Here is a 21177-nt window from a genome sequence, read left to right on the forward strand (position 1 = left end):
TCTTCGATGCGGATCAGCTGGTTGTACTTCGCCAGCCGGTCCGAGCGGGCGAGCGAGCCGGTCTTGATCTGGCCGCAGTTGGTCGCCACGGCGAGGTCGGCAATGGTGGCGTCCTCGGTCTCGCCCGACCGGTGCGACATCACGTTGGTGTAGCGCGCGCGATGCGCCATCTCCACCGCCTGTAGCGTCTCGGTGAGCGAGCCGATCTGGTTCACCTTCACCAGCATGGAGTTGGCGATGCCCTTCTTGATGCCCTCGGCCAGACGCGCCGGGTTGGTCACGAACAGATCGTCGCCCACCAGCTGCACCTTGGCGCCGAGCGTGTCGGTGAGCAGCTTCCAGCCCTCCCAGTCATCCTCGGCCATGCCGTCCTCGATCGAGATGATCGGGTAATCGGCCACCAGCTTCGCCAGATAGTCCACGTTCTCGGCCGAGGTCAGGCTCAGGCCTTCGCCCTTCATCTCGTATTTGCCGCCCTTGAAATATTCGGTCGAGGCGCAGTCGAGCGCGAGGTAGATGTCCTCGCCGGGCTTGTAGCCGGCCTTTTCGATCGACTTCAGGATCAGGTCCATCGCTTCGCGCGCGGAGGCGATATCGGGGGCAAAGCCGCCCTCATCGCCGAGGCCGGTCGAGAGCCCCTTGGACGACAGCTCCTTTTTCAGCGTGTGGAACACTTCGGAGCCCATGCGCACCGCGTCGCGGATATTGCCCGCGCTCACCGGCATGATCATGAATTCCTGGATGTCGATCGGGTTGTCGGCATGCTCGCCGCCGTTGATGATGTTCATCATCGGCACCGGCAGGACCCGCGCCGAGGTGCCGCCCACATAGCGGAACAGCGGCTGGGTGGTGAAATCGGCCGCGGCCTTGGCGCAGGCGAGCGAGACACCCAGGATGGCATTGGCGCCGAGGCGGCCCTTGTTCGGGGTGCCGTCGAGCTCGATCATCATGCGGTCGATCGCGACCTGCTCGGTCACGTCCTCGCCCACCAGATTCTCGGCGATCTCGCCGTTCACGGCCATGACGGCTTCGAGCACGCCCTTGCCCATATAGCGCGCCTTGTCGCCGTCGCGGCGTTCCACGGCCTCATGCGCGCCGGTCGAGGCGCCCGAGGGCACGGCGGCGCGGCCCATCGTGCCGTCTTCGAGGATGACGTCGACCTCGACGGTCGGGTTGCCGCGGCTGTCGAGGATTTCGCGCGCGTGGATGTCGATGATCGTGCTCATGGAAGATCTCCGGTCAAGCGTTGCCGGAGTCCTATAGCCCGTTGACGGGATTGCGGAAAGGGGCGGCGCAGCTGTTAGCGACGAACAACCGAATTTCTTCGCGCGCGGCGCGAGACCAGTGCCTGACGCCACAGCATATAGAGCCCTGAGCCGACGATCACGGCGCCCCCGATCAGGGTGGCGCCATCGGGCGCCTCGCCGAAGGCGATCCAGCCGAGGATCAGCGCGAAGATCAGCCGGGTATAGCGGAACGGCGTGACCACCGACATTTCGCCCGTGCGCACCGCGCCGATGAGCATGTAATAGCCGAAGACGCCGCTCATCACCGCGCCAGTGATGCCGAGCCATTCGCCCAGATCGGGCGCTTTCAGCGGCGCGGGCATCACCGCGAGCATGATCAGCCCCGCGGGCACGATGGCGGCGAAGCCGAAGGTCGCGAGCTGCAGCGACGAGACGCTCGCGGGCACGCGCCTGGTGATCACGTCGCGCACCGCGAGCCAGAACACCGAGAACACTGCGAGCAGCGCCAGCACTGAGAAATCCGCCCCCGGCCGCACCACGATCAGCACGCCCACGAAGCCCACGGCAATAGCGCTCCAGCGCCGCCAGCCGACCTGTTCTTTCAGGTAGAGTGCGGCGCCCATGGTCACGGCGAGGGGCGTCGCCTGCTGAATCGCGGAGGCCTGCGCCAGCGGGATGAACGCGAGCGCGGTGATGTAGAGGATGGCGGTTGCCAGCTCCGAGAAGGAGCGCAGCAGCACCGGCACCGTATAGAGCGCGCGGTCGCGCAGGCTGCGGCCGCTGGCCATGGTGGCGATGGCGAAAATGAGCGCGCCGGGCCCGCCGATCGAGAGCAGGATCTGCCCGGTCGACAGGGTCTCGCTCAGGCTCTTGATGAACATGTCTTCCAGCGCGAAGGCCAGCATCGAGGCGACCATCAGCAGGCTGCCGCGCAGGTTTTCCATGCATTCCCCCAGGGTAGTCCCCCCGGTTTGCCTCATGCGCGAAGGCCGGTCCAGCGCCCGATTGTGCCGGGCACAATTGCGCGGCTCAGCCGGGGGGCGGCAGGGCGGGCTGGGCGCTCAGATCGGCCCAGATCGGCAGGTGATCGGAGGCGCGCCGGGCGAGGACACTGTCAAACACCCCCATCCGCAGCACCCGCAGCCCCGGCCCGGTGACGAGCCGGTCCAGCCGCCCGATCGGGGCGCGGGCGGGGAAGCTCGGGCCCGGGGCATGCACGTCGAAGCCGCTCAGCGTCTCGAAGCCGTGGCGCGCGGACCATTCGTTGAAATCGCCAATCGCGAGCGCGGGGCTTGCGGCGGCAATCATCTCGCGCGCGATGCGGCTCCATTGCGCGCGCCGGTCCGCCCGGCGCAGGCCCAGATGCGCGGCCACGAGCACGAACGGCACCCCGCTTTCGGGCTCGATCCGCAGCCGCAGCGCGCCGCGCGGCTCCAGCCCCGGCAGCTCGAACCCTGAGGCTTCAAGCACATGCGTGCCCTTGCGCACCAGCACCGCCTGCCCATGCCAGCCGAGCGACTCCGGCCCCGTACGCGGCAGGTCCGCCAGCCGGAAATCGGTCTCGCGCTCGATCAGCCCGGGCGGCAGCGCGGAGGGCCGCTGGCCCATGCGCCGGTCCACCTCCTGCAGCGCGACCACATCGGCAGAGAGCGCGTTGATCACGCTCAGCACCCGCTCTGGATCCCGGATCCCGTCGGTGCCGACGCATTTGTGCAGATTGTATGAGGCGATACGGAACGTCATGTTTTCCGATGGTTGCGGATCATAGTTCAGGTTCCGCAGAAGGTGCGCTGCACGGCTTCCTCGGGCCATGGCGCGGCCTCGAAGGCGGCGAAATCCGGATCCGGCCGGAACGGATCGGCCAGCGCAGCATTCAGCCGGTGGAACGGGGCGAAATCGCCCTCGACCGCCGCGGTGATCGCCTGTTCGATGCGGTGATTGCGCGGGATCCGGACCGGGTTTGCGGCCGCCATCACCCCAGCGGGCTCGCCTGCAATCCGTGCGCGCCAGGCGGGCTCCCAGCTGTCGAAGGCGGCGGGATCGGTGAATTCGTCGCGCGCCTTCCCGGTGCTGAGGCCGTGGAAAGTGCGGGTGAAATCGGCGCGCTCCGTGGCCATCCGGCCGAGCAGGCTTTCGATCAGCGGCAGGTCGGCCTTCGTGGCGGCGCTCAGGCCGATCTTGCGGCCGAACCGGCGCAGCCACGCGCCCTGGAACGCGGGGGCGAAGCCATGCACGGCCTCGGTCGCGGCCGCCACGGCGGCCTCGCGTTCGCCCATCAGCGGCAGCAGGCAGGTCGCGAATTGCGCGAGGTTCCAGGCCGCGATCTGCGGCTGGTTCGCATAGGCATAGCGGCCATACTGGTCGATCGAGGAGAAGACCGTATCCGGGTGATAACCGTCCATGAAGGCGCAGGGGCCATAGTCGATGGTTTCGCCCGAAACCGCCATATTGTCGGTGTTCATCACGCCGTGGATGAAGCCGAAGGACATCCAGGCCGCAATCAGGCGCGCCTGCGCCGCGACCACCGCCTGCAGCAGCCCGAGCGGGCCGCGCGCTGCCGGGTAATGCCGGGCGATGACGTGATCGACCAGCAGCCCGAGCGCCTCTGCATCGCCGCGGGCCGCAAAATACTGGAAGGTCCCGACGCGGATATGGCTGGCCGCCACCCGGGCCAGAACCGCGCCCGGGCGCAGGAAGCCATCGCGCAGGATCTGCTCGCCTGTGCTGACCGCGGCGAGGGCGCGCGTGGTCGGCACGCCGAGCGCCGCCATCGCCTCCGAGACGATATATTCGCGCAACACCGGCCCGAGCCAGGCCCGCCCGTCTCCCCGGCGGGAAAACGGGGTCTGGCCCGCGCCCTTCAGCTGGATATCGAAGCGCAACCCGTCGGGCGCCAGCACCTCGCCAAGCAGGATCGCGCGGCCATCGCCGAGCTGCGGCACCCAGCCGCCGAACTGATGCCCGGCATAGGCCTGCGCCAGCGGTGCGGCGCCTTCGGGCACGGCATTCCCGGCCAGGGCCGCGGTGCCTTCCGGGCTTTCCAGCCAGTCCGCGTCGAGCCCCAGACGCTCGGCCAGCGCCCGGTTCACGCTGATCGGCGCCGGAGCGCGCACCGGCACCGGCGCCTGGCGCGCATAAAACCGCTCCGGCAGCCGGGCATAGGAATTGTCGAAGGGCAGGGTCATCGCGGTCTCCTTGCCCCGAATATAGGGTGCGGTTACAGCCGGGCCAACCGTTCGGTCAGCAATGTGTAGAAGCCTTCGGCATCGACGCCGCCGAGGAAGGTCGCGTTCGGCGCGCGGTCGGTGACGCGCCACCAGTCGGCCACGGTCATCCCCAGTGTCAGGGGCGAGGCGGTTTCGACCTCCACGTTGATCCGGCGGCCGGAGAACAGCTCCGGGCGCAGCAGCCAGGCGATGACGCAGGGGTCGTGCAGGGGCGCGCCTTCGGTGCCGTATTTCGCCTCGTCGAAACGCTCGAAGAAGCCGAGCCAGTCCGCCACCACGGAGCCGACCCGGGTGCCGATCGCGCGGATCGCCTCCACCCGTGCCCGGGTGGTGAGGACCTTGTGTGTGACGTCGAGCGAAGCCATGATCAGATCGATACCGCTTTTCATCACGATATCAGCCGCTTCCGGGTCGACGTAAATGTTGAATTCGGCGGCCGGGGTGATATTTCCCACCTCGAAATAGGCGCCGCCCATCAGCACGATCTGCCGGATCCGCGCGGCAATGTCGGGGGCGCGGGTGAGTGCGGTGGCGATATTGGTGAGCGGCCCGAGCGGGCACAGCGTCACCGTGCCGGGGGCTTCGGCGCGCAGGGTGTCGATGATGAAATCCACCGCATGGCCGGGGGCCAGAGGCCGCGTCGGCTCCGGCAGGTCCGCGCCATCGAGGCCGGTCTTGCCATGCACGGCCTCCGCCGTCACCAGCGGGCGCTGCATCGGCGCCTCGCAGCCCGCGAACACCCGCACCGGCTTCCCGGCGAGCTCTGCCACGATCCGCGCATTCCGGGTCGTGAGCGGCAGCGGCACGTTCCCGGCCACGCAGGTGATGCCCAGAACCTCCAGCTCCGGGCTCGCCAGCGCGAGCAGAAGGGCGACCGCGTCATCCTGCCCGGGGTCGGTGTCGATGATGATCTTGCGTGCCATTTTCTTACCTATCAATCCGTTGCGCATCGAAGCGGAGGCGCGGCATCAGCTCGCCTCCGCGGTCTCCAGCGCTTCCAGCGCCTGCATCCACAGCTCTTCGGCGCGGCTCATCGCATCGCGCGCCTCGGCATGCTTCAGCAGCCATTTGTCGCGCTCCGCCGCGCGCGCGGCCTCGTAAAGCCCCGGATCGGCCAGCTTCTCATCCAGCTTTTCCAGCATTTCCGCGAGCTTGCCCACCCGCTCCTCGCATTTGCGGGCCTCGGCGCGCAGCGCAAGGATCGCATCGCGCGAGGGCTTCGCGGGCTTGTCTTTCTTCGGTGCCGCGCGCTCGGCCGGCTCGCCGGCCAGAAGCTCCGCGCGGTATTGCTCCAGGTCGCCCTGATAGGGTGCCACCTGGCCGCCCTTCACCAGCCAGAGCCGGTCCGCGACCATGCCCAGGAGGTGCATGTCGTGGCTCACCAGAACCACGGCGCCGGTATAGGCGGTCAGCGCCTCGACCAGCGCCTCGCGGCTCTCGATGTCGAGGTGGTTGGTCGGCTCGTCGAGGATCAGCAGATGTGGCGCCTCGAGCGTGCTCAGCAACAAAGACAGCCGCGCCTTCTGCCCGCCCGAGAGCTTCTTCACCACGGTTTCGGCCTGATCGGCCAACAGCCCGAAGCCCGCCAGCCGCGCGCGCAGCTTGGACTGGTGCTCCTCTGGCCGCAGGCGCTGCAAATGCACCAGCGGCGTCGCGTTCAGGTCCAGCTCATCGACCTGATGCTGCGCGAAATAGCCGATCCGCAGCCGCGAGGAGCGGGTGATGGCACCATCCATCACCTGAAGTTTTCCGGCCAAAAGCTTGGAAAGCGTGGATTTCCCCTGACCATTCCGGCCCAGAAGCGCGATCCGGTCGTCCTGATCGATGCGCAGGGTCAGCCGCCGCAGCACCGGCGCGTCATAGCCCACAGATGCGCCTTCCAGCGCGATGATCGGCGGCGAGAGCTGCTCTGGCGCGGGGAAGGTGAAGGCCACCTTCGCGGCCTCCTCGGGCGCGGTGATCGGCTCCATCTTCTCCAGCATCTTCACCCGCGCCTGCGCCTGCACGGCCTTGCTGGCCTTGGCGCGGAAGCGGTCCACGAAGCTCTGCAGATGGGCGCGGCGCGCCTCCTGCTTCTTGGCCTCGGCGGCCTGATTGGCGCGTTGCGCGGCGCGCAGCCGGGCGAACTGGTCGTAGGGGCCGTTCCAGAGCGTGAGCTTGCGGTTCTCCAGATGCAGGATCGAGCCCACCGCGCGGTTCAGCAGCTCGCGGTCGTGCGAGATGATGATGACGGTATGCGGATATTTCGCCAGATAGCTTTCGAGCCAGAGCGCGCCTTCCAGATCGAGGTAGTTCGTCGGCTCGTCGAGCAGGAGCAGGTCGGGCTGCGCAAACAGCACCCCCGCCAGCGCCACCCGCATCCGCCAGCCGCCCGAGAAATCCGAACAGGGCCGCAGCTGCGCCTGCGCGTCAAACCCGAGCCCCTTCAGGATCGCCGAAGCGCGCCCCTCGGCGGACCAGGCGTCGATATCGGCGAGCCGGGTCTGGATCTCGGCGATGCGGTGCGGGTCGGTGGCGCCTGCAGCCTCCGCCATCAGCGCGCTGCGCTCGGTATCGGCCTCGAGCACGGTGTCGAGCAGCGTCTTCGACGAAGAGGGCACCTCCTGCGCGACGCCGCCGATGCGCGCGCGCGCAGGCAGGCTGATCTCGCCCGATTCCAGCGCGAGCTCGCCCCGGATCAGCCGGAACAGCGTGGTCTTGCCCGCGCCATTCGCGCCCACCAGGCCCACCTTGTGCCCGTCCGGGATCACCGCCGAGGCCTGATCGAACAGCGGGCGGCCCTCGACCGCGTAGGAAATGTCGGATATCTTCAGCATGCCGCAGTCCTGCCCGAGGCCATCGCCCGCGTCAACGCCGATCGCGCGGCCGGGCAGGCGGTGCGGCGCACATTCTGGCACGCTGCGTTGCGCGGGGGTTTTCAAGGTTCTTCGGCCATGCTAGCAGGCGCAGCGTAAAACCTGACCGGACGGACAGAGCCGGTATTTTCATTGGAAAGGCTTCCCTCATGGCCATCGAACGTACCCTCAGCATCATCAAACCCGATGCGACCCGCCGCAACCTGACCGGCAAGATCAACGCGAAATTCGAAGAAGCGGGCCTGCGTATCGTCGCGCAGAAGCGCCTGAAGCTCTCGGCCGAGCAGGCTGGCAAGTTCTACGAAGTCCACAAGGACCGCCCGTTCTACGGCGAGCTGGTCGAATTCATGGCTTCGGAGCCGGTCGTCGTGCAGGTGCTGGAAGGCGAAGGCGCGATCGCGAAGAACCGTGAAGTGATGGGCGCGACCAACCCGGCGCAAGCCGCCGATGGCACCATCCGCAAGGAATTCGCGCTCTCCGTCGGCGAGAACTCGGTCCATGGTTCGGATGCGCCCGAAACCGCCGCGCAGGAAATCGCGTTCTTCTTCTCGGGCCTGGAACTGGTCGGCTAACGCCGCACCCCCACCCCGATCAGATCGAGGGCCGCTTCCATCGGGAGGCGGCCCTTTTCCATGCCGCTGTTCGTGCGGGCCTTCATCGCGTCGAACCGGCTGCGCAGGGCGGCCTTCTCGGCGCCGCGGCAATCGTTCCAGGGCCGGCCCTGCAGGGTCATGACCAGCGCATAGTAGCCGATGAAATGGGGAGGGTTGCCGGCGGCGAGCCAGGCGGCATAGGCGGCATCCGCGCCCATGGCAATCAGCGCATCGGCATCGGTGATGCCGGCGCGCGCAAATCCTTCGGCCGTTGCGGGGCCGATCCCGGATATCTCTGTGATGGGGCGTGGCATGGCGGACCTCGGCGTGTCACCGCAGTCTCGTCTGTCCCATGGCAATCCGCAAGGCCGCATGGCCCCGCCGGAGGGCGATCAGATCGCTGCCCAGTCCTGGAAACGGACGCCACCTTGCTGTGCGGGCTTGGCGGTCTGCGCCTGCTGCTGCGCCGCGGGGGCCATCTGCGCGCCCGGCTGCTGGGCAGGCTGCGCGCTCTCTTGCGCGCCCATCTGTTGCGAATGTTGCATCACATGCCTCATGTCGCGCCGCGCTTGCCTCATTATGAGGCTGTTTGAAAAGTCGCGACGTGAATGGGCAGGTATGACGGCAGGCCCGATGCGTCAAGCCGCCGCAGGCGGGCCGCCGCCATGCCTCGCGGGGATGTTACAATTCTGCCATGCTGGGGGCGCCGGGGTGCTGCGGCGGGCGCAGGGACGCGGCCTCCGCGGTGCCACAGATCCGCAGGCTGCGGGCGCCCGAAAGGTGCAGCAGCCGGTCCAGCGCCGCGTTATCCGCAACCAGATCCGCGAGAGACCAGCGGTCGAGCGTGGCATAGAACGCCTCCACCGCCTGTTGCAGCGCATCGCGCAGCAGGCAGGCGTCGCGCAGCGGGCAGGTATTCGCCTCCGGATCGAAGCATTCGGCGAAGGGCAGGGCGCCCTCGAAGCTGCGCAGCACTTCGCCCACCGAAATATCCGCCATCGGCCGTGCCAGCCGCAGCCCCCCCGCGCGGCCCCGCTGGGTTTCGATGAAGCCCTCCTGCGCGAGCGTGTTCACCACCTGCGCCAGATGGTTTTCGGAGGCGTTGCAGGCGGCGGCAACGTCGTGCTTGCGCACGATCCGGCCATTGTTGACGGCACAGAACATCAGCGTGCGCATGGCAAGGTTGGTTCGGATCGTCAGTCGCATGAATCCCCCTTCGATTTGACGCAGGATAACCGGCATGCGGAGCGCATGATTTGATGCAGATCATGAAAACGTGAGAATCGCCGCCGCTGCGCGGGCCCCGGTTGCCTCCGCGTCAGCTTTGCAATGCTTGACCTTTGAGCGGGAGCAGGTCAGTTCTGGCCAAAACAGGAGACGTGCATGGCGCTCGAAGACGCGAAGCATCAGATCGACATGGCCTTCACCCGGACGGACCGGCGCGGCCTTGCCTATGAGAATGCCTTCGGCGGTGCCGTGAGCTTCCTGCGCCGGGCCTATTCCAAGGATCTCGCCGGGGTCGATCTGGTGGTGACGGGCGTGCCCTTCGATCAGGCGGTGACGCACCGCCCCGGCACCCGCTTCGGGCCGCGCGCGATCCGCGAGGCCTCCACGCTGCAGGCCTTCGATGCGCCCTATGGCTGGGGCTACGATCCGCTTTCGGAGCTGAGCGTGGTGGATTACGGCGATGTCGCCTTCGACTATGCCCATACCGCCTCCTTCCCGGACCGGGTGCAGCAGCATATCGCCGGGATCCTGGCGGCCGGCGCGGGCACCGTGACCCTCGGGGGCGACCATTTCATCACCCTGCCGATCCTGCGCGCCTATGCCGAGAAATTCGGGCCGGTGGCGCTGATCCAGTTCGACGCCCATTCCGACACCTGGGCCGATGACGACATGAGCCGGATCGACCATGGCACCTTCCTCTACAAGGCGCTCCGCACCGGGGTGGTGGAGGCCGCGACCACGGTTTCCGTGGGTATCCGCACCGACAACCCCGATACGCTGGGCGTGACGATCCTCGATGCGCCCTTCGTGCATCAGGCGGGCGTGGCCGATACCGTCCGGCGTATCCGCGATGTGGTGGGGGACCGGCCAACCTATATCACCTTCGATATCGACTGCCTGGACCCGGCCTTCGCGCCCGGCACCGGCACGCCGGTCTGGGGCGGGCTCGCCTCCTGGCAGGCGGCGGCAATCCTGCGCGGCCTCGCGGGGGTGAACCTGGTCGGGGGCGATGTGGTGGAAGTCTCGCCGCCCTACGATACCACCGGGGCCACGGCGGTGGCGGGGGCCCATGTCGCGATGGAACTGATCGCGCTCTACGGCTGGACGCGCCGCGGCGGCGCATGAAGGGGCGCTGGCTCGCACTCCTTGCGCTCGCCGTGCTGTGTGGGCTGGGGCTGTGGGTCCGTTTCGCGCCGATTTCGGCCGATGTGGTGCACCGGATGGGGGCGGGCGCGCGCGATATCGGCGACTGGCCGGATCCGGAGGGGTTCGAGGCGGTGCGCCAAGTGCCCGCGCCGAAGGCCGCGCTCTCCGACCTGATCAAGATTGCGCTTGCGAATGGCCAGACCGAGCTTCTGGAGGGCGATGCCGACGAAGGGCTGGTGACGCTGGTGACGCGCAGCTCGCTCATCGGCCTGCCCGATATCACCAACCTCTGGATCGAGGGCGACCGCGTGCATCTGCGTGGCCATTCGGTCTTCGAGATCATCGACCTCGGCGGCGAGACCCGCCGCGCGCAGGAGCGCATCCGCGACTGGCTCGCGCTGGCCGGGCTGAAGTGAGCGCGCCCTGTGGCGGGGCCGGCACGTCCGGCCAAAGCCGGGCATCGCTGCCTTGCGGCGCGGGGGCTGCGGGCTTATGTGGCGCTCTGAGCTGAGCGGAAATCGGAGGCCGGCGCATGCAAACCACATTGAAATATTTCGGCGGCGCCTTCGCCTTCACCTTCGCGGGGCTGGTGCTCTCGGGCTGGCTCGGCTGGGCCTATTCGGGCAATCTGGCGGGGACGATGTCGTTCCTGCTGATCGCGGGTATCCTCGCGGTGCTGGAAATCTCGCTCTCCTTCGACAATGCCATCGTCAACGCCAACCGGCTGCGCGAGATGAGCCACAAGTGGCAGCACCGGTTCCTCACCTGGGGGATCGTGATCGCGGTCTTCGGCATGCGCATCGTCTTCCCGCTCCTCGTGGTGGTGATCGCGGCCAAGATCGGACCGGTGGAGGCGATCCGCCTCGCAGCCACGCAGCCCGCCGAATATGCGCGGATCATCGGCGAGGCGCATGTCTCGATCGCGGCCTTTGGCGGCGCCTTCCTGATGATGGTGGCGCTGAGCTATTTCGTGGATGGCGAGAAGGAAGTGGACTGGATCGCCGCGCTGGAGCGGCGCCTGCGCGCCTGCGCCTCCATTCGCGGGCTCGAGATCGGCTTCGTGCTGCTCCTGGTGATGGTCTTCACCTGGATCCTGCCGCCGGCCACCGAGAACACCTTCCTGTTCTCCGCCATCGCCGGGCTGGTGACCTTCCTCGGCGTGGAGGTGCTGGGCCAGGTGCTGGACCGCGCCGCGCTCGCGTCGGACGCCGCCAAGGGGGGGATCGGTGCTTTCCTCTATCTGGAGGTGCTCGATGCGTCGTTCAGCTTCGATGGCGTGATCGGCGCCTTCGCCCTGACGCAGAACCTGTTCCTGATCGCCATCGGCCTTGGAATCGGGGCGATGTATGTGCGCTCGATGACGATCATGCTGGTGGAGCGCAACACGCTGGCGCAGTTCCGCTACCTGGAAAACGGGGCGTTCTGGTCGGTGCTGATCCTGGCGCTGGTGATGTTTGCGCAGACGCTGATCCATGTGCCCGAGGTCATCACCGGCCTTCTGGGCGCCACGCTGATCGGGCTGTCGTTCCTGTCCTCGCTGCGGTTCCGCCGGCACAATCCGGCCTGAAGGTTTCATCGAAACGGAAGGTTTGCGTGCCAGGGTGGCCCGCGCCACGATCGGAGGAGGTTGGCCATGATTTCGCGATACCTGCGGTATTCGGTGCTGGGCGCGGCGATGATCCTGACGCTGGTCTGCCTGTCGGGCATGGCGTGGTGGGGCTGGCTGTTCCCGCTCGCGATCCTGTTCGGGCTGCTCTCCGCGCTCGGCGTCTACGACCTGATCCAGACCCGGCATTCGATCCTGCGCAATTATCCGATCCTGGGCCACCTGCGCTTCATGTTCGAGGAAATCCGCCCCGAGATCCGCCAGTACCTGATCGAGAGCGACGCCGATGAGGAGCCGTTCTCGCGCGATGAACGCTCTCTCGTGTATCAGCGCGCGAAGAACATCGAGGCCGCGCGCCCCTTCGGGACCACGCAGCGGATCTACGATTCGGGCTATCAGTGGCTCACCCATTCGATCCGGCCGAAGCATATCACTGATACCGATTTTCGCGTGCGCGTCGGCGGGCCCGATTGCCTGCAGCCCTATGATCTCTCGATCTACAATATCTCGGCGATGTCCTTCGGGGCGCTCTCGGCCAATGCGATCCTCGCGCTGAACACCGGGGCGAAGGCGGGCGGATTCGCCCATGACACGGGCGAGGGCGGGATTTCGCGCTATCACCGGCAGGGCGGCGGCGATCTGATCTACGAGATCGGCTCGGGCTATTTCGGCTGCCGCAACGACGATGGCAGCTTCAGCCCGGAGCGCTTCGCGACACTCGCGGCCGATCCGCAGATCAAGATGATCGAGATCAAGCTGAGCCAGGGCGCGAAGCCCGGCCACGGCGGGATCCTGCCCGCGGCCAAGGTGAGCCCCGAGATTGCCGAGGCGCGCGGGGTGCCGCTCGGCGTGGATTGTATCTCGCCGCCGTCGCATTCGGCTTTCTCCACACCGCTGGAGATGATGCAGTTCATCGCGCAGCTCCGGGAGCTGTCGAAGGGCAAGCCCGTGGGCTTCAAGCTCTGCATCGGTCATCGGCGCGAGTTCATGTGCATGGTCAAAGCCATGATCGAGACCGGCATCACCCCGGATTTCATCGTGGTGGACGGCAAGGAGGGGGGCACCGGCGCCGCCCCGCAGGAATTCGCCAACCATATGGGGATGCCGCTGATCGAAGGGCTGACCTTCGCGCACAACACGCTGCGCGGCGCGGGCCTGCGGCACCGGATCCGGCTCGGGGCCTCGGGCAAGCTGATTTCGGCTTTCGACATCGCCAAGGTGCTGGCGCTCGGCGCGGACTGGGCGAATTCAGCGCGCGGCTTCATGTTCGCGGTCGGCTGCATCCAGGCGCAATCGTGCCACACCAATCGCTGCCCAGTGGGCGTCGCGACCCAGGACAAACGCCGCCAGCGCGCGCTGGTGGTGCCCGACAAGGCGACGCGGGTCACGAATTTCCACCGCAACACGCTGAAGGCGCTGGCGGAGATGACCGGAGCGGCGGGGCTCGACCATCCGGGCAAGTTCATGCCGCAGCATTTCATCATGCGCGAGAAGGATCGCAACATGGTGGTGGGCGATGAGGTCTATCCCTACATGCCGATCGGCTTCCTGCTGCGCGAGGATGATGACCGCTTCGGCTATCTGCAGCGCTGGCGCCGGGCCCGGGCGCAGGCCTTCGAGCCGGTCGACGACGGCATCTGAGGCTTGCCACGCGCGGCGCGATTGGCTATGGAACCGGGGCCGGAGACATCCTCCGGCGCGGTTCCGGGGACGGCGTCATGGTCGGCTCGGCGCCGGAGGAAGCCGCGGCCGGATATGCAGCGGGTCCTGAACGGGGCGGTAGCTCAGCGGTAGAGCGGCACGTTTACACCGTGTTGGTCGGGGGTTCGATCCCCTCCCGCCCCACCATTTCCCTGACCTTGTGCCGATGCGAGAAAACTTTCTTTTTTCGTGCACACCGCCTGTGAGGGAAATCGTCACGGTTCCGACTTAGGCCATGCCTGCACCCGGGTTCGGCAGTGCCGCCTGAAAGCCAGGTTCCCCTTTGAATTCGCGGTGCTTTCCGCGCCAATCCAGGCAGATGCGCGCCCGCATAGCAACCAGCCCGAGGAAGAAATCACCACTTCCATGAATGGCGCTTCGATGTTCGTGGCTGCGGTAAGGGTGCGTGCTGCACGGTCGGAACCTGTTTTTTTAGGGGCAGGGCTCCTGGCCAATAGATTCCGGCTTCTGCGCGTGCGATGGCGGGAAGGCTTTCGGGCATCGGTCGGAGCGGGTCGCTACGGGCCTCCGATCCCTGAGCGCGCGAACTGATCTCGATGCAGCTCGAAACGGCGCTTGTCGTATTTCACGGTCTTCTTGCAGTGTGTGCCACCCGGAATGCAGGCATGTCTTATTTTGAGATGCTTGGCTGAACCTGTCGGCGTCATTGCCCCGGCCCCCCGAGCAACCGGTTTACCTTCGGCAGGCTGGACGGGAGTGCCCGCGCCCCGATGGTGCCGCTGGCGTGTCCAGCGGTGAGGAGCAGGCCGAGTGGTTGGCCCTGGCTGTCGCAGATGGCGTGCCGCTTGGTGCTCATGACTTTATTCCGGCCGATCAGGCACGCACGCCCGCCTTCTTCATGCCCATGCTGGCACTGTCCGATGGGCCGTGAGGTGGGCGCGTCGATCATCAGGGTCATCTTCTCGCCGTGCTCAGCGGCCGGACCGGCCATTGTCCGGGCGAAGACAGCCTTGTCGTTCCAGCGCCTCCAACGGCCGTAGAACGTTTTGTGTGGCCCATAGGTTTTCGGGGCGCCCCGCCAGCGCAACTCAATACGATTGATGAAGATAATCCAACTCAGCACGCGTCGGTCGTCGACGTGAGGTTTGCCGTGGGACCTTGGAAAGAAGGGAAAAAGACGCGCCATCTGCGCATCCGTCAGCCAGAAAACATCAGACATGGCCCGCGCCCGATTGTCGGGCCGTGAAACAGGCCGATACCCGGAACTCAATAGATCCTGACCCTTGATTTTCACTCCCTGGATTTAATTGATCGGGCCTTCGGTGAATCTGTCTGGCTCTGGTTTCGCCGGCGGATCCGGAGGAGCGTTCGATCCATACCGATGGCAGCGTGCTGCCCGGGATGGAGCTGCAGATCCGCGGGGCGGATGGCCAGCCGGTGCCCGCGGGCCATGAGGGCGAGCTCTATGTGCGCGGCTGCTCCAATTTCGGCGGCTATCTGAAGCGCCCGCAGTGGAACAACACCGATGCCGAGGGCTGGTTCGATACCGGCGACATCGCGCGGATGGATGCGCAGGGCTATATCCGCATCTGTGGCCGCTCCAAGGACGTGATCATCCGCGGCGCGGAGAATATTCCGGTCGTAGAGGTAGAGGCGCTGCTCTACAAGCACCCGGCCGTACAGCAGGTGGCAATCGTCGCCTATCCGGATGCGCGCCTGGGCGAACGGGCCTGCGCCTTCATCGTGGCGAAACCGGGGCAGGGCATCGATTTCGCCGGGATGGCGGCGTTTCTGGAGGCGCAGCACCTGGCCCGCAAGTATTTCCCCGAGCGGCTGGAGCTGCGCGAGAAGCTGCCCTCGACCGCCTCTGGCAAGATCCAGAAATTCGCGCTGCGCAACGAGCTCAAGGCCGAATACGAGGCCGCGCAGAAATGAGCGCGGTGCAGGGCCGCGTTTCGCGCCCGGGCGCAACAGCCCGGCTCCGTGCGCCGGCTGCACGGGGGCGGCCCGCTATCCCTGCTGGCGCGCCACAGATGGCCCGCTCCCATCGCGGCGAAGCGTCGCCATGGGAGGCGCGCCCTGCCGATCCGTCCCCGCGCCCTTTGTGGCGTGGTCGTCCGCTCAGGAGGTTTCATGACCGATCCGGTCCGCTTTTCGCATGATGGCGCCACGGCGCTGATCACCATAGACAACCCGCCCTTCAATGTGACGTCGCAGGCGGTGCGCGCGGGGTTGATGGCGGCGCTGGATGCCGCCGAAGCGGCGGGGGCGGCGCGCGTCGTCCTGACCGGGGCCGGGCGGGCCTTCATTGCCGGGGCCGATGCGCGGGAATTCGACGCGCCGCCGCAGCCCCCGCATCTGCCCGATGTCGTGGCGCGGATCGAGGGTTTCGCGGTGCCGGTCGTGGCCGCGATCAACGGGGCTGCGCTTGGCGGCGGGCTGGAGCTGGCGCTGGCCTGTGCGGCGCGGGTGGCGGCGCCGGGCGCAACGCTCGGCCTGCCCGAGGTGACGCTGGGCGTGGTGCCGGGGGCAGGCGGCACGCAGCGCCTGCCGCGGCTGATCGGGCTTGGCCCTGCGCTCGCGCTGATCCCGGAGGGCCGGGTGATCGCGGCGGCAGAAGCGCTGCGCCTCGGCCTCGTCGATGCGCTGGCCGAAGACCCCTGCGCGGGCGCGCGCAATATTGAGCTGCCCGCGCGCCCCGCAACCGGGGCGATGCCCGCGCCGGCTGCAGATCCGGAGGCTGTTACGGCGGCCCGGGCCCTGGCGGCGCGGCGCGCCCGCGGGCAGGAGGCACCGGGCCGCGCCATCGATCTCGTTGCGGCCAGCGCCCGCCTCGCGCTGCCCGAAGGCCTCGCGCTGGAGCGCGCGACCTTCCTGGAGCTGAAGGCCTCCGATCAGGCCGCGGCCCTGCGCCATGTCTTCTTTGCGGAGCGCGCGGCGATGGCGCGCGGGCGCTCCGGCGGGGCGGATATCGCGCAGGCGGTGGTCGTGGGCGGCGGCCAGATGGGGGCAGCGATCACCTATGCGCTGGCGGGTGCGGGGCTGTCTGTGGCACTGGTGGAGACGGATCAGGCCGGAGCGGAGCGGGCGCGGGCGGCTGTCGCGCGGCTCTATGCCGAGGCCGTGGCGCGCGGCAAAACCACCCCCGAGGCGGCCCATGCCCCCCAGTCCCCGCGCCACAGCATCCACGCGGGCTATGGCGCCCTGCCGCCCGCGCAGATCGCGATCGAGGCGGTGTTCGAGGATCTGGCGGTGAAGCGACAGGTGTTTACGGCGCTTGATGCGGCGCTGCCCGAAACCGCGATCCTGGCCACCAATACCTCCTATCTGAACCCCGACCTGATCGCCGCGGGGCTGCGCAACCCCGGCCGTTTCCTCGGGCTGCATTTCTTCAGCCCGGCGCATGTGATGAAGCTGGTGGAGGTGATCCGGGCTGCGGCGTCCACGCCGCAAACGCTGGAGACGGTGCTGCGGCTGACGGCGCGGCTGAAGAAGATCGCCGTGCCCGCCGGGGTCTGCGATGGTTTCATTGGCAACCGGATCCTGACCCGCTACCGGCAGGCCTGCGATGTGATGCTGATCGAGGGCGCGTGGCCTGCGCAGGTCGATGCCGCCCTGCGCGGCTTCGGCATGGCGATGGGGCCTTATGAAGTGCAGGATCTGTCGGGGCTCGAGATTGCGCACGCCAATCGCAAGCGGCTGGGCTGGGCCACGAAGCCCGGGTTTCGCTACATTCCCATCGCGGACCGGATCGTAGAGGAGACCGGGCGGCTCGGGCGCAAGACCGGGGCCGGCTGGTACGACTATACGGGGGGCAAGGCCGCGCCATCGGCCCTCGTCGATGCGATCGTGCGGAAGGAAAGCGCGCGCGTCGGGATCACGCGGCGCAGCTTCTCCGATGCGGAGATTACCGATCGCGCGATCACCGCGATGATCGAGGAGGGCGCGCGCATCCTCGAGGAGGGGATTGCCGCCGCGCCCGCCGATATCGACCTGGTGCTGGTGCATGGCTACGGCTTTCCGCGCTGGCGCGGCGGGCCGATGCATTACGCAGAGCGCATCGGCCTGAGCGCGATCCGCGGCCGGATCGAGGCGCTTGCGGCCGAGGATCCGCTCTCCTGGGCGCTGCCCGAGATCCTGCGCCGCACGACCGACAGTGGCCGCACGGCCTGGCCTATCTGACGAGGATATCATGACCGATGCTTTCATCTGCGATTATATCCGCACCCCGATCGGGCGCTACGGCGGCGCGCTGGCGCCCGTGCGCACCGACGATCTCGCGGCAATCCCGCTCGCCGCGCTGCTGGCGCGCAACCCGGGGCTCGATCCGGCGGCCATCGAGGAAGTCTGGATGGGCTGTGCCAATCAGGCCGGGGAGGACAACCGCAACGTCGCGCGGATGGCGTTGCTGCTCGCGGGCCTGCCCGAAACGGTGCCGGGGGTGACGGTGAACCGGCTGTGCGGCTCGGGGCTGGAGGCGGTGGCGGCGGCGGCGCGCGCGGTGCAGGCGGGCGCGGGCGACCGCGCGATTGCGGCCGGGGGCGAGAGCCTGAGCCGCGCGCCTTTCGTGATGCCGAAATCCGCCACGGCCTGGGGGCGGGCTATGGAGGTGCATGATACCACCATTGGCTGGCGCTTCGTGAACCCGAAGATGGCGGCGGCCTATGGCACCGATTCCATGCCCGAGACGGCGCAGAACCTGGCCGATGCCTATTCGATCTCGCGCGCGGATCAGGATGCCTTCGCGCTGCGCTCGCAGGAGCGGGCGGCGGCCGCACAGGAAACCGGCCGCTTTGCCGCCGAGATCGTGCCGGTGGCGGTGCCTCTGGGCCGCGGCAGGAGCATGGAGGTCGTGCAGGACGAACATCCCCGCGCGACCACGCTGGAGGATCTGGGCCGGCTGAGGCCGATCACGCGGCCGGATGGCTCGGTCACGGCGGGAAATGCGTCGGGGGTGAACGACGGGGCGGCGGCGCTGATCGTGGCTTCGGCCGCGGCGGCGCGGCGCCATGGCCTGAGCCCGATCGCGCGCATCGCCGGGGCGGCCGCGGCCGGTGTTGCGCCGCGGGTGATGGGCTACGGGCCGGTGCCCGCGGTGCGCAAGCTGCTGGCAAAGGCGGGGATCGGGCTCGATGCGCTCGGGGTGATCGAGCTGAACGAAGCCTTCGCCGCGCAGGCGCTCGCCGTCACCCGCGGCCTCGGGTTGGCAGATGACGATCCGCGGGTGAACCCGAATGGCGGGGCCATCGCGCTCGGCCATCCGCTCGGCATGTCGGGGGCGCGGATCGCGGGGGCGGCGGCGCTGCAGATGCGCCGGGGCGCGGCGCGCTACGGGCTGGCAACGATGTGCGTGGGTGTCGGGCAGGGGGCTGCGCTGCTTCTCGAGAGGGTCTGAGGCGATTGCCCGCATCGGGCGGTGGGATGCGGGTGCGGAGGGCCTCCGTATCGGCTCAGCTCGGGCGGAGTTCCGGGAGGGGGCGCCTTTGCCTTGTCTGGCTGCGGACGGAGGCCCGGAAAGGGCCAGACGAGGGGGCAGGTGCCCAGCCGTGCGGCGGGTGGCTACAGGCCACATCGCCCGGCGCTGCCGCTTCGGAGCCCGGGGAAACCGGCGAGATTTCGGGGACGAGAGCGCCCGGCCGGGGGGATGCCGGGCCCGCCCCGGGGGTTGCGCCGGGGCGGGAAACTCGGTATCTGCTGTGCACCGGCGCCAGAGGTGCCGACGAAACGGGCGGGTATGGTGTAGTGGTAGCGCCTTAGCCTTCCAAGCTAATGGGGCGGGTTCGATTCCCGCTACCCGCTCCAGTTTCGAAAATGCCCCGCTCCCCGCATTGCCCATCGTTTCGCCACCGCGCTTGCGGCGGCATGGATGCGCTGTCGTCCGCAAAGCCGCGGGGCCGGAGCGGTGCTCTTGCGGTGGGCGCGCGTCGCGATCTATGCTAGGATCACTCGATCGGACCGCGGTCCTTGGCGGCGGTCAGGCACGCGCGCTTTCGGATGCGATCTCGGCCCATCGCCGCCAAGGGGGCGGCGCTCTGCTCCGGGAAGCGCCGCGCGGCGCCACCGCCCGACTGGCGGTGCGACCGCATCAGGGGCCTCCCGGCGGTGCCGGATGTCCGCCGCTAACACGATCGAATCGGTTTTTCGGGCGGCCGGGCGATTCGCCGCCAAAACCCGTGACGATTCTCAAAATGGCCACCGAACCGGCGCTGCGCTGCGGCGCATGCGTTTCTGCGGTGCAAATGAATTGGTCAGTTTCATGCGCCATCCTGGTCGTTCCAAGAACGAGCGATGTCGCATCGCGACGGTTTTTGCGCAGCTTGGAAAGCCGGGCCGCACGCAAACAACGCCCTCTGAAAACGCTGTTGAAATCCTCCGGGGCGGGCGCTTAACTTGCCTCACGGGAAAAACTAACCAGAAAAATCACGGGGAGCCCGATTTTGGCGATTGCTGCATCCGACGAGGGATTCGTCGTATTCGACCATGTCCAGAAGAGCTATGATGGCGAAAGTCTGGTCGTTAAGGATCTGAACCTGTCCATCGGCAAGGGCGAGTTCCTGACCATGCTGGGGCCGTCGGGTTCGGGCAAGACCACCTGCCTGATGATGCTCGCAGGCTTCGAAACCGCGACCCGCGGCGAGATCCGGCTCAACGGCGTCGATATCAACCATGTCCCGCCGCACAAGCGCGGCATCGGCATGGTGTTCCAGAACTATGCGCTGTTCCCGCATATGACGGTGGCGGAGAACCTGGCGTTTCCGCTCGAAGTGCGCGGGCTGGGCAAATCCGACCGCGAGGCGAAGGTGAAGCGCGCGCTCGACATGGTGCAGATGGGCAAGTTCGCGAACCGGCGCCCGGCGCAGATGTCGGGCGGCCAGCAGCAGCGGATCGCGCTCGCGCGGGCGCTGGTGTTCGATCCGGAGCTGGTGCTGATGGACGAGCCGCTCGGCGCGCTCGACAAGCAACTGCGCGAGCACATGCAGTTCGAGATCAAGGCGCTGCACGACCGGCTCGGGATCACCGTGGTCTATGTGACCCACGATCAGGGCGAGGCGCTGACCATGTCGGACCGCGTCGCGGTGTTCAACGACGGCCGCATCCAGCAGCTGGCGCCGCCCGATGAGCTCTATGAGCGCCCGAAGAACAGCTTCGTGGCGCAGTTCATCGGCGAGAACAACAAGCTGCCGGGGAAGGTGGAGACACTGAGCGACGAGGCCTGCACCGTGCGGCTGCTCACGGGCGAACTGATCAACGCGACCCCGGTCAACATCCGCCATCTCGGGCAGGAGACGCTGGTCTCGATCCGCCCCGAACGGATCGAGTTCAAGCCCGAGATGATGCCCGCGGGCGCCCACAAGATCGACGCCGAAGTGGTCGAGGTCGTGTATATGGGCGATATTTTCCGGACCCGCATGAAGGTTGCGGGGACCGATGATTTCGTGATGAAATGTCGCAACACGCTTGGCCAGACCAAGCTCGTGCCGGGCCAGAAGGTCCAGATCGGCTGGCATCCCGAGGATGCCCGCGCGCTCGATCCGATGTGATCCGCCGGGGCCACTGGCCCCGGAGCACTGCCGCCACGGCGGCCACCAATGACGCAAAGACGTCTTTTTGCCC

The 21177-nt window shown here is 67.7% G+C and carries 18 protein-coding genes, 2 tRNA genes and 1 pseudogene; 11 read left to right on the forward strand and 10 right to left on the reverse strand.

The features are described 5' to 3' along the window. From eno to ACOMG5_RS14460, 6 genes are all read right to left on the reverse strand, one after another. Positions 1-1226: phosphopyruvate hydratase (gene eno / locus ACOMG5_RS14435; protein ID WP_420344502.1), on the reverse strand; the 1226-nt coding region annotated here is incomplete at its 3' end. Positions 1227-1300: 74 nt separating this feature from the next. Then, entirely contained in the window at positions 1301-2191 is an 891-nt protein-coding gene (locus ACOMG5_RS14440; RefSeq protein ID WP_420344503.1) for a DMT family transporter, read from the reverse strand. 85 nt (positions 2192-2276) lie between these two features. Beyond that, on the reverse strand, positions 2277-2990 hold the full coding sequence (locus tag ACOMG5_RS14445) for an endonuclease/exonuclease/phosphatase family protein (RefSeq protein ID WP_420344504.1): 714 nt from the start codon (positions 2988-2990) through the stop codon (positions 2277-2279). A 26-nt stretch (positions 2991-3016) separates the two neighbouring features. Beyond that, positions 3017-4432 carry a protein adenylyltransferase SelO gene (locus ACOMG5_RS14450; protein ID WP_420344505.1) on the reverse strand — a complete coding sequence of 472 codons (1416 nt, stop codon included), beginning with the start codon at positions 4430-4432 and terminating at the stop codon, positions 3017-3019. 32 nt (positions 4433-4464) lie between these two features. Continuing rightward, positions 4465-5397, reverse strand: coding sequence for a nucleoside hydrolase (locus ACOMG5_RS14455; RefSeq protein WP_420344506.1), 933 nt, complete (start codon positions 5395-5397; stop codon positions 4465-4467). Positions 5398-5442: 45 nt separating this feature from the next. Continuing rightward, positions 5443-7290, reverse strand: coding sequence for an ABC-F family ATP-binding cassette domain-containing protein (locus ACOMG5_RS14460; RefSeq protein WP_420344507.1), 1848 nt, complete (start codon positions 7288-7290; stop codon positions 5443-5445). Positions 7291-7478: 188 nt separating this feature from the next. Here ACOMG5_RS14460 and ndk point away from each other — a divergent pair, with 188 nt between their 5' ends. Then, on the forward strand, positions 7479-7901 hold the full coding sequence (gene ndk, locus ACOMG5_RS14465) for a nucleoside-diphosphate kinase (RefSeq protein ID WP_420344508.1): 423 nt from the start codon (positions 7479-7481) through the stop codon (positions 7899-7901). On the opposite strand, the gene ACOMG5_RS14470 is transcribed toward ndk, so the two are convergent. From ACOMG5_RS14470 to ACOMG5_RS14480, 3 genes are all read right to left on the reverse strand, one after another. Next, complete coding sequence (locus ACOMG5_RS14470) at positions 7898-8236, reverse strand: TfoX/Sxy family DNA transformation protein (protein ID WP_420344509.1); 339 nt, start codon at positions 8234-8236, stop codon at positions 7898-7900. The two genes, ndk and ACOMG5_RS14470, sit on opposite strands and share 4 nt — an antisense overlap. A 78-nt stretch (positions 8237-8314) precedes the next feature. Then, positions 8315-8467: a hypothetical protein gene (locus ACOMG5_RS14475; RefSeq protein ID WP_420344510.1), complete on the reverse strand. Its 153-nt coding sequence runs from the start codon at positions 8465-8467 to the stop codon at positions 8315-8317. A 136-nt stretch (positions 8468-8603) separates the two neighbouring features. Continuing rightward, positions 8604-9128, reverse strand: a complete 525-nt coding sequence (locus ACOMG5_RS14480) for an RrF2 family transcriptional regulator (RefSeq protein WP_420344511.1) — start codon at positions 9126-9128, stop codon at positions 8604-8606. Positions 9129-9305: 177 nt separating this feature from the next. Here ACOMG5_RS14480 and speB point away from each other — a divergent pair, with 177 nt between their 5' ends. From speB to ACOMG5_RS14505, 5 genes are all read left to right on the forward strand, one after another. Next, complete coding sequence (speB, locus tag ACOMG5_RS14485) at positions 9306-10274, forward strand: agmatinase (protein ID WP_420344512.1); 969 nt, start codon at positions 9306-9308, stop codon at positions 10272-10274. Continuing rightward, positions 10271-10711: a hypothetical protein gene (locus ACOMG5_RS14490; RefSeq protein ID WP_420344513.1), complete on the forward strand. Its 441-nt coding sequence runs from the start codon at positions 10271-10273 to the stop codon at positions 10709-10711. Before speB ends, ACOMG5_RS14490 begins: the two co-directional genes overlap by 4 nt. Positions 10712-10827: 116 nt before the next feature. Next, a complete protein-coding gene (locus ACOMG5_RS14495; RefSeq protein ID WP_420344514.1) occupies positions 10828-11862 on the forward strand; it encodes a DUF475 domain-containing protein in 1035 nt (344 codons plus the stop codon). Between the two features lie 66 nt (positions 11863-11928). Then, complete coding sequence (locus ACOMG5_RS14500) at positions 11929-13542, forward strand: FMN-binding glutamate synthase family protein (RefSeq protein ID WP_420344515.1); 1614 nt, start codon at positions 11929-11931, stop codon at positions 13540-13542. A gap of 132 nt (positions 13543-13674) precedes the next feature. Beyond that, positions 13675-13749 (forward strand) — tRNA-Val (locus ACOMG5_RS14505). A 285-nt stretch (positions 13750-14034) separates the two neighbouring features. Here the strand turns inward: ACOMG5_RS14505 and ACOMG5_RS14510 are convergent. Continuing rightward, positions 14035-14782 (reverse strand): annotated as a pseudogene (locus tag ACOMG5_RS14510) (IS5 family transposase). Positions 14783-14901: 119 nt separating this feature from the next. Between ACOMG5_RS14510 and ACOMG5_RS14515 the strand changes: the two are divergent. The 5 genes from ACOMG5_RS14515 (at position 14902) to ACOMG5_RS14535 (ending at position 21104) form a co-directional block, all read left to right on the forward strand. Continuing rightward, positions 14902-15498: an AMP-binding enzyme gene (locus ACOMG5_RS14515; protein WP_420344527.1), complete on the forward strand. Its 597-nt coding sequence runs from the start codon at positions 14902-14904 to the stop codon at positions 15496-15498. A gap of 198 nt (positions 15499-15696) precedes the next feature. Beyond that, on the forward strand, positions 15697-17745 hold the full coding sequence (locus ACOMG5_RS14520) for a 3-hydroxyacyl-CoA dehydrogenase NAD-binding domain-containing protein (protein ID WP_420344516.1): 2049 nt from the start codon (positions 15697-15699) through the stop codon (positions 17743-17745). A 10-nt stretch (positions 17746-17755) separates the two neighbouring features. Beyond that, the gene (gene pcaF, locus ACOMG5_RS14525; protein ID WP_420344517.1) at positions 17756-18958 is read left to right on the forward strand and encodes a 3-oxoadipyl-CoA thiolase; all 1203 of its coding nucleotides are present in this window, start codon (positions 17756-17758) and stop codon (positions 18956-18958) included. A 333-nt stretch (positions 18959-19291) separates the two neighbouring features. Beyond that, positions 19292-19365 (forward strand) — tRNA-Gly (locus ACOMG5_RS14530). A 635-nt stretch (positions 19366-20000) separates the two neighbouring features. Next, on the forward strand, positions 20001-21104 hold the full coding sequence (locus tag ACOMG5_RS14535; RefSeq protein ID WP_420344518.1) for an ABC transporter ATP-binding protein: 1104 nt from the start codon (positions 20001-20003) through the stop codon (positions 21102-21104). Positions 21105-21177 lie beyond the last annotated feature (73 nt).

It is taken from the genome of Paenirhodobacter sp. (assembly GCF_041916475.1).
Classification (GTDB): Bacteria; Pseudomonadota; Alphaproteobacteria; order Rhodobacterales; family Rhodobacteraceae; genus Rhodobacter.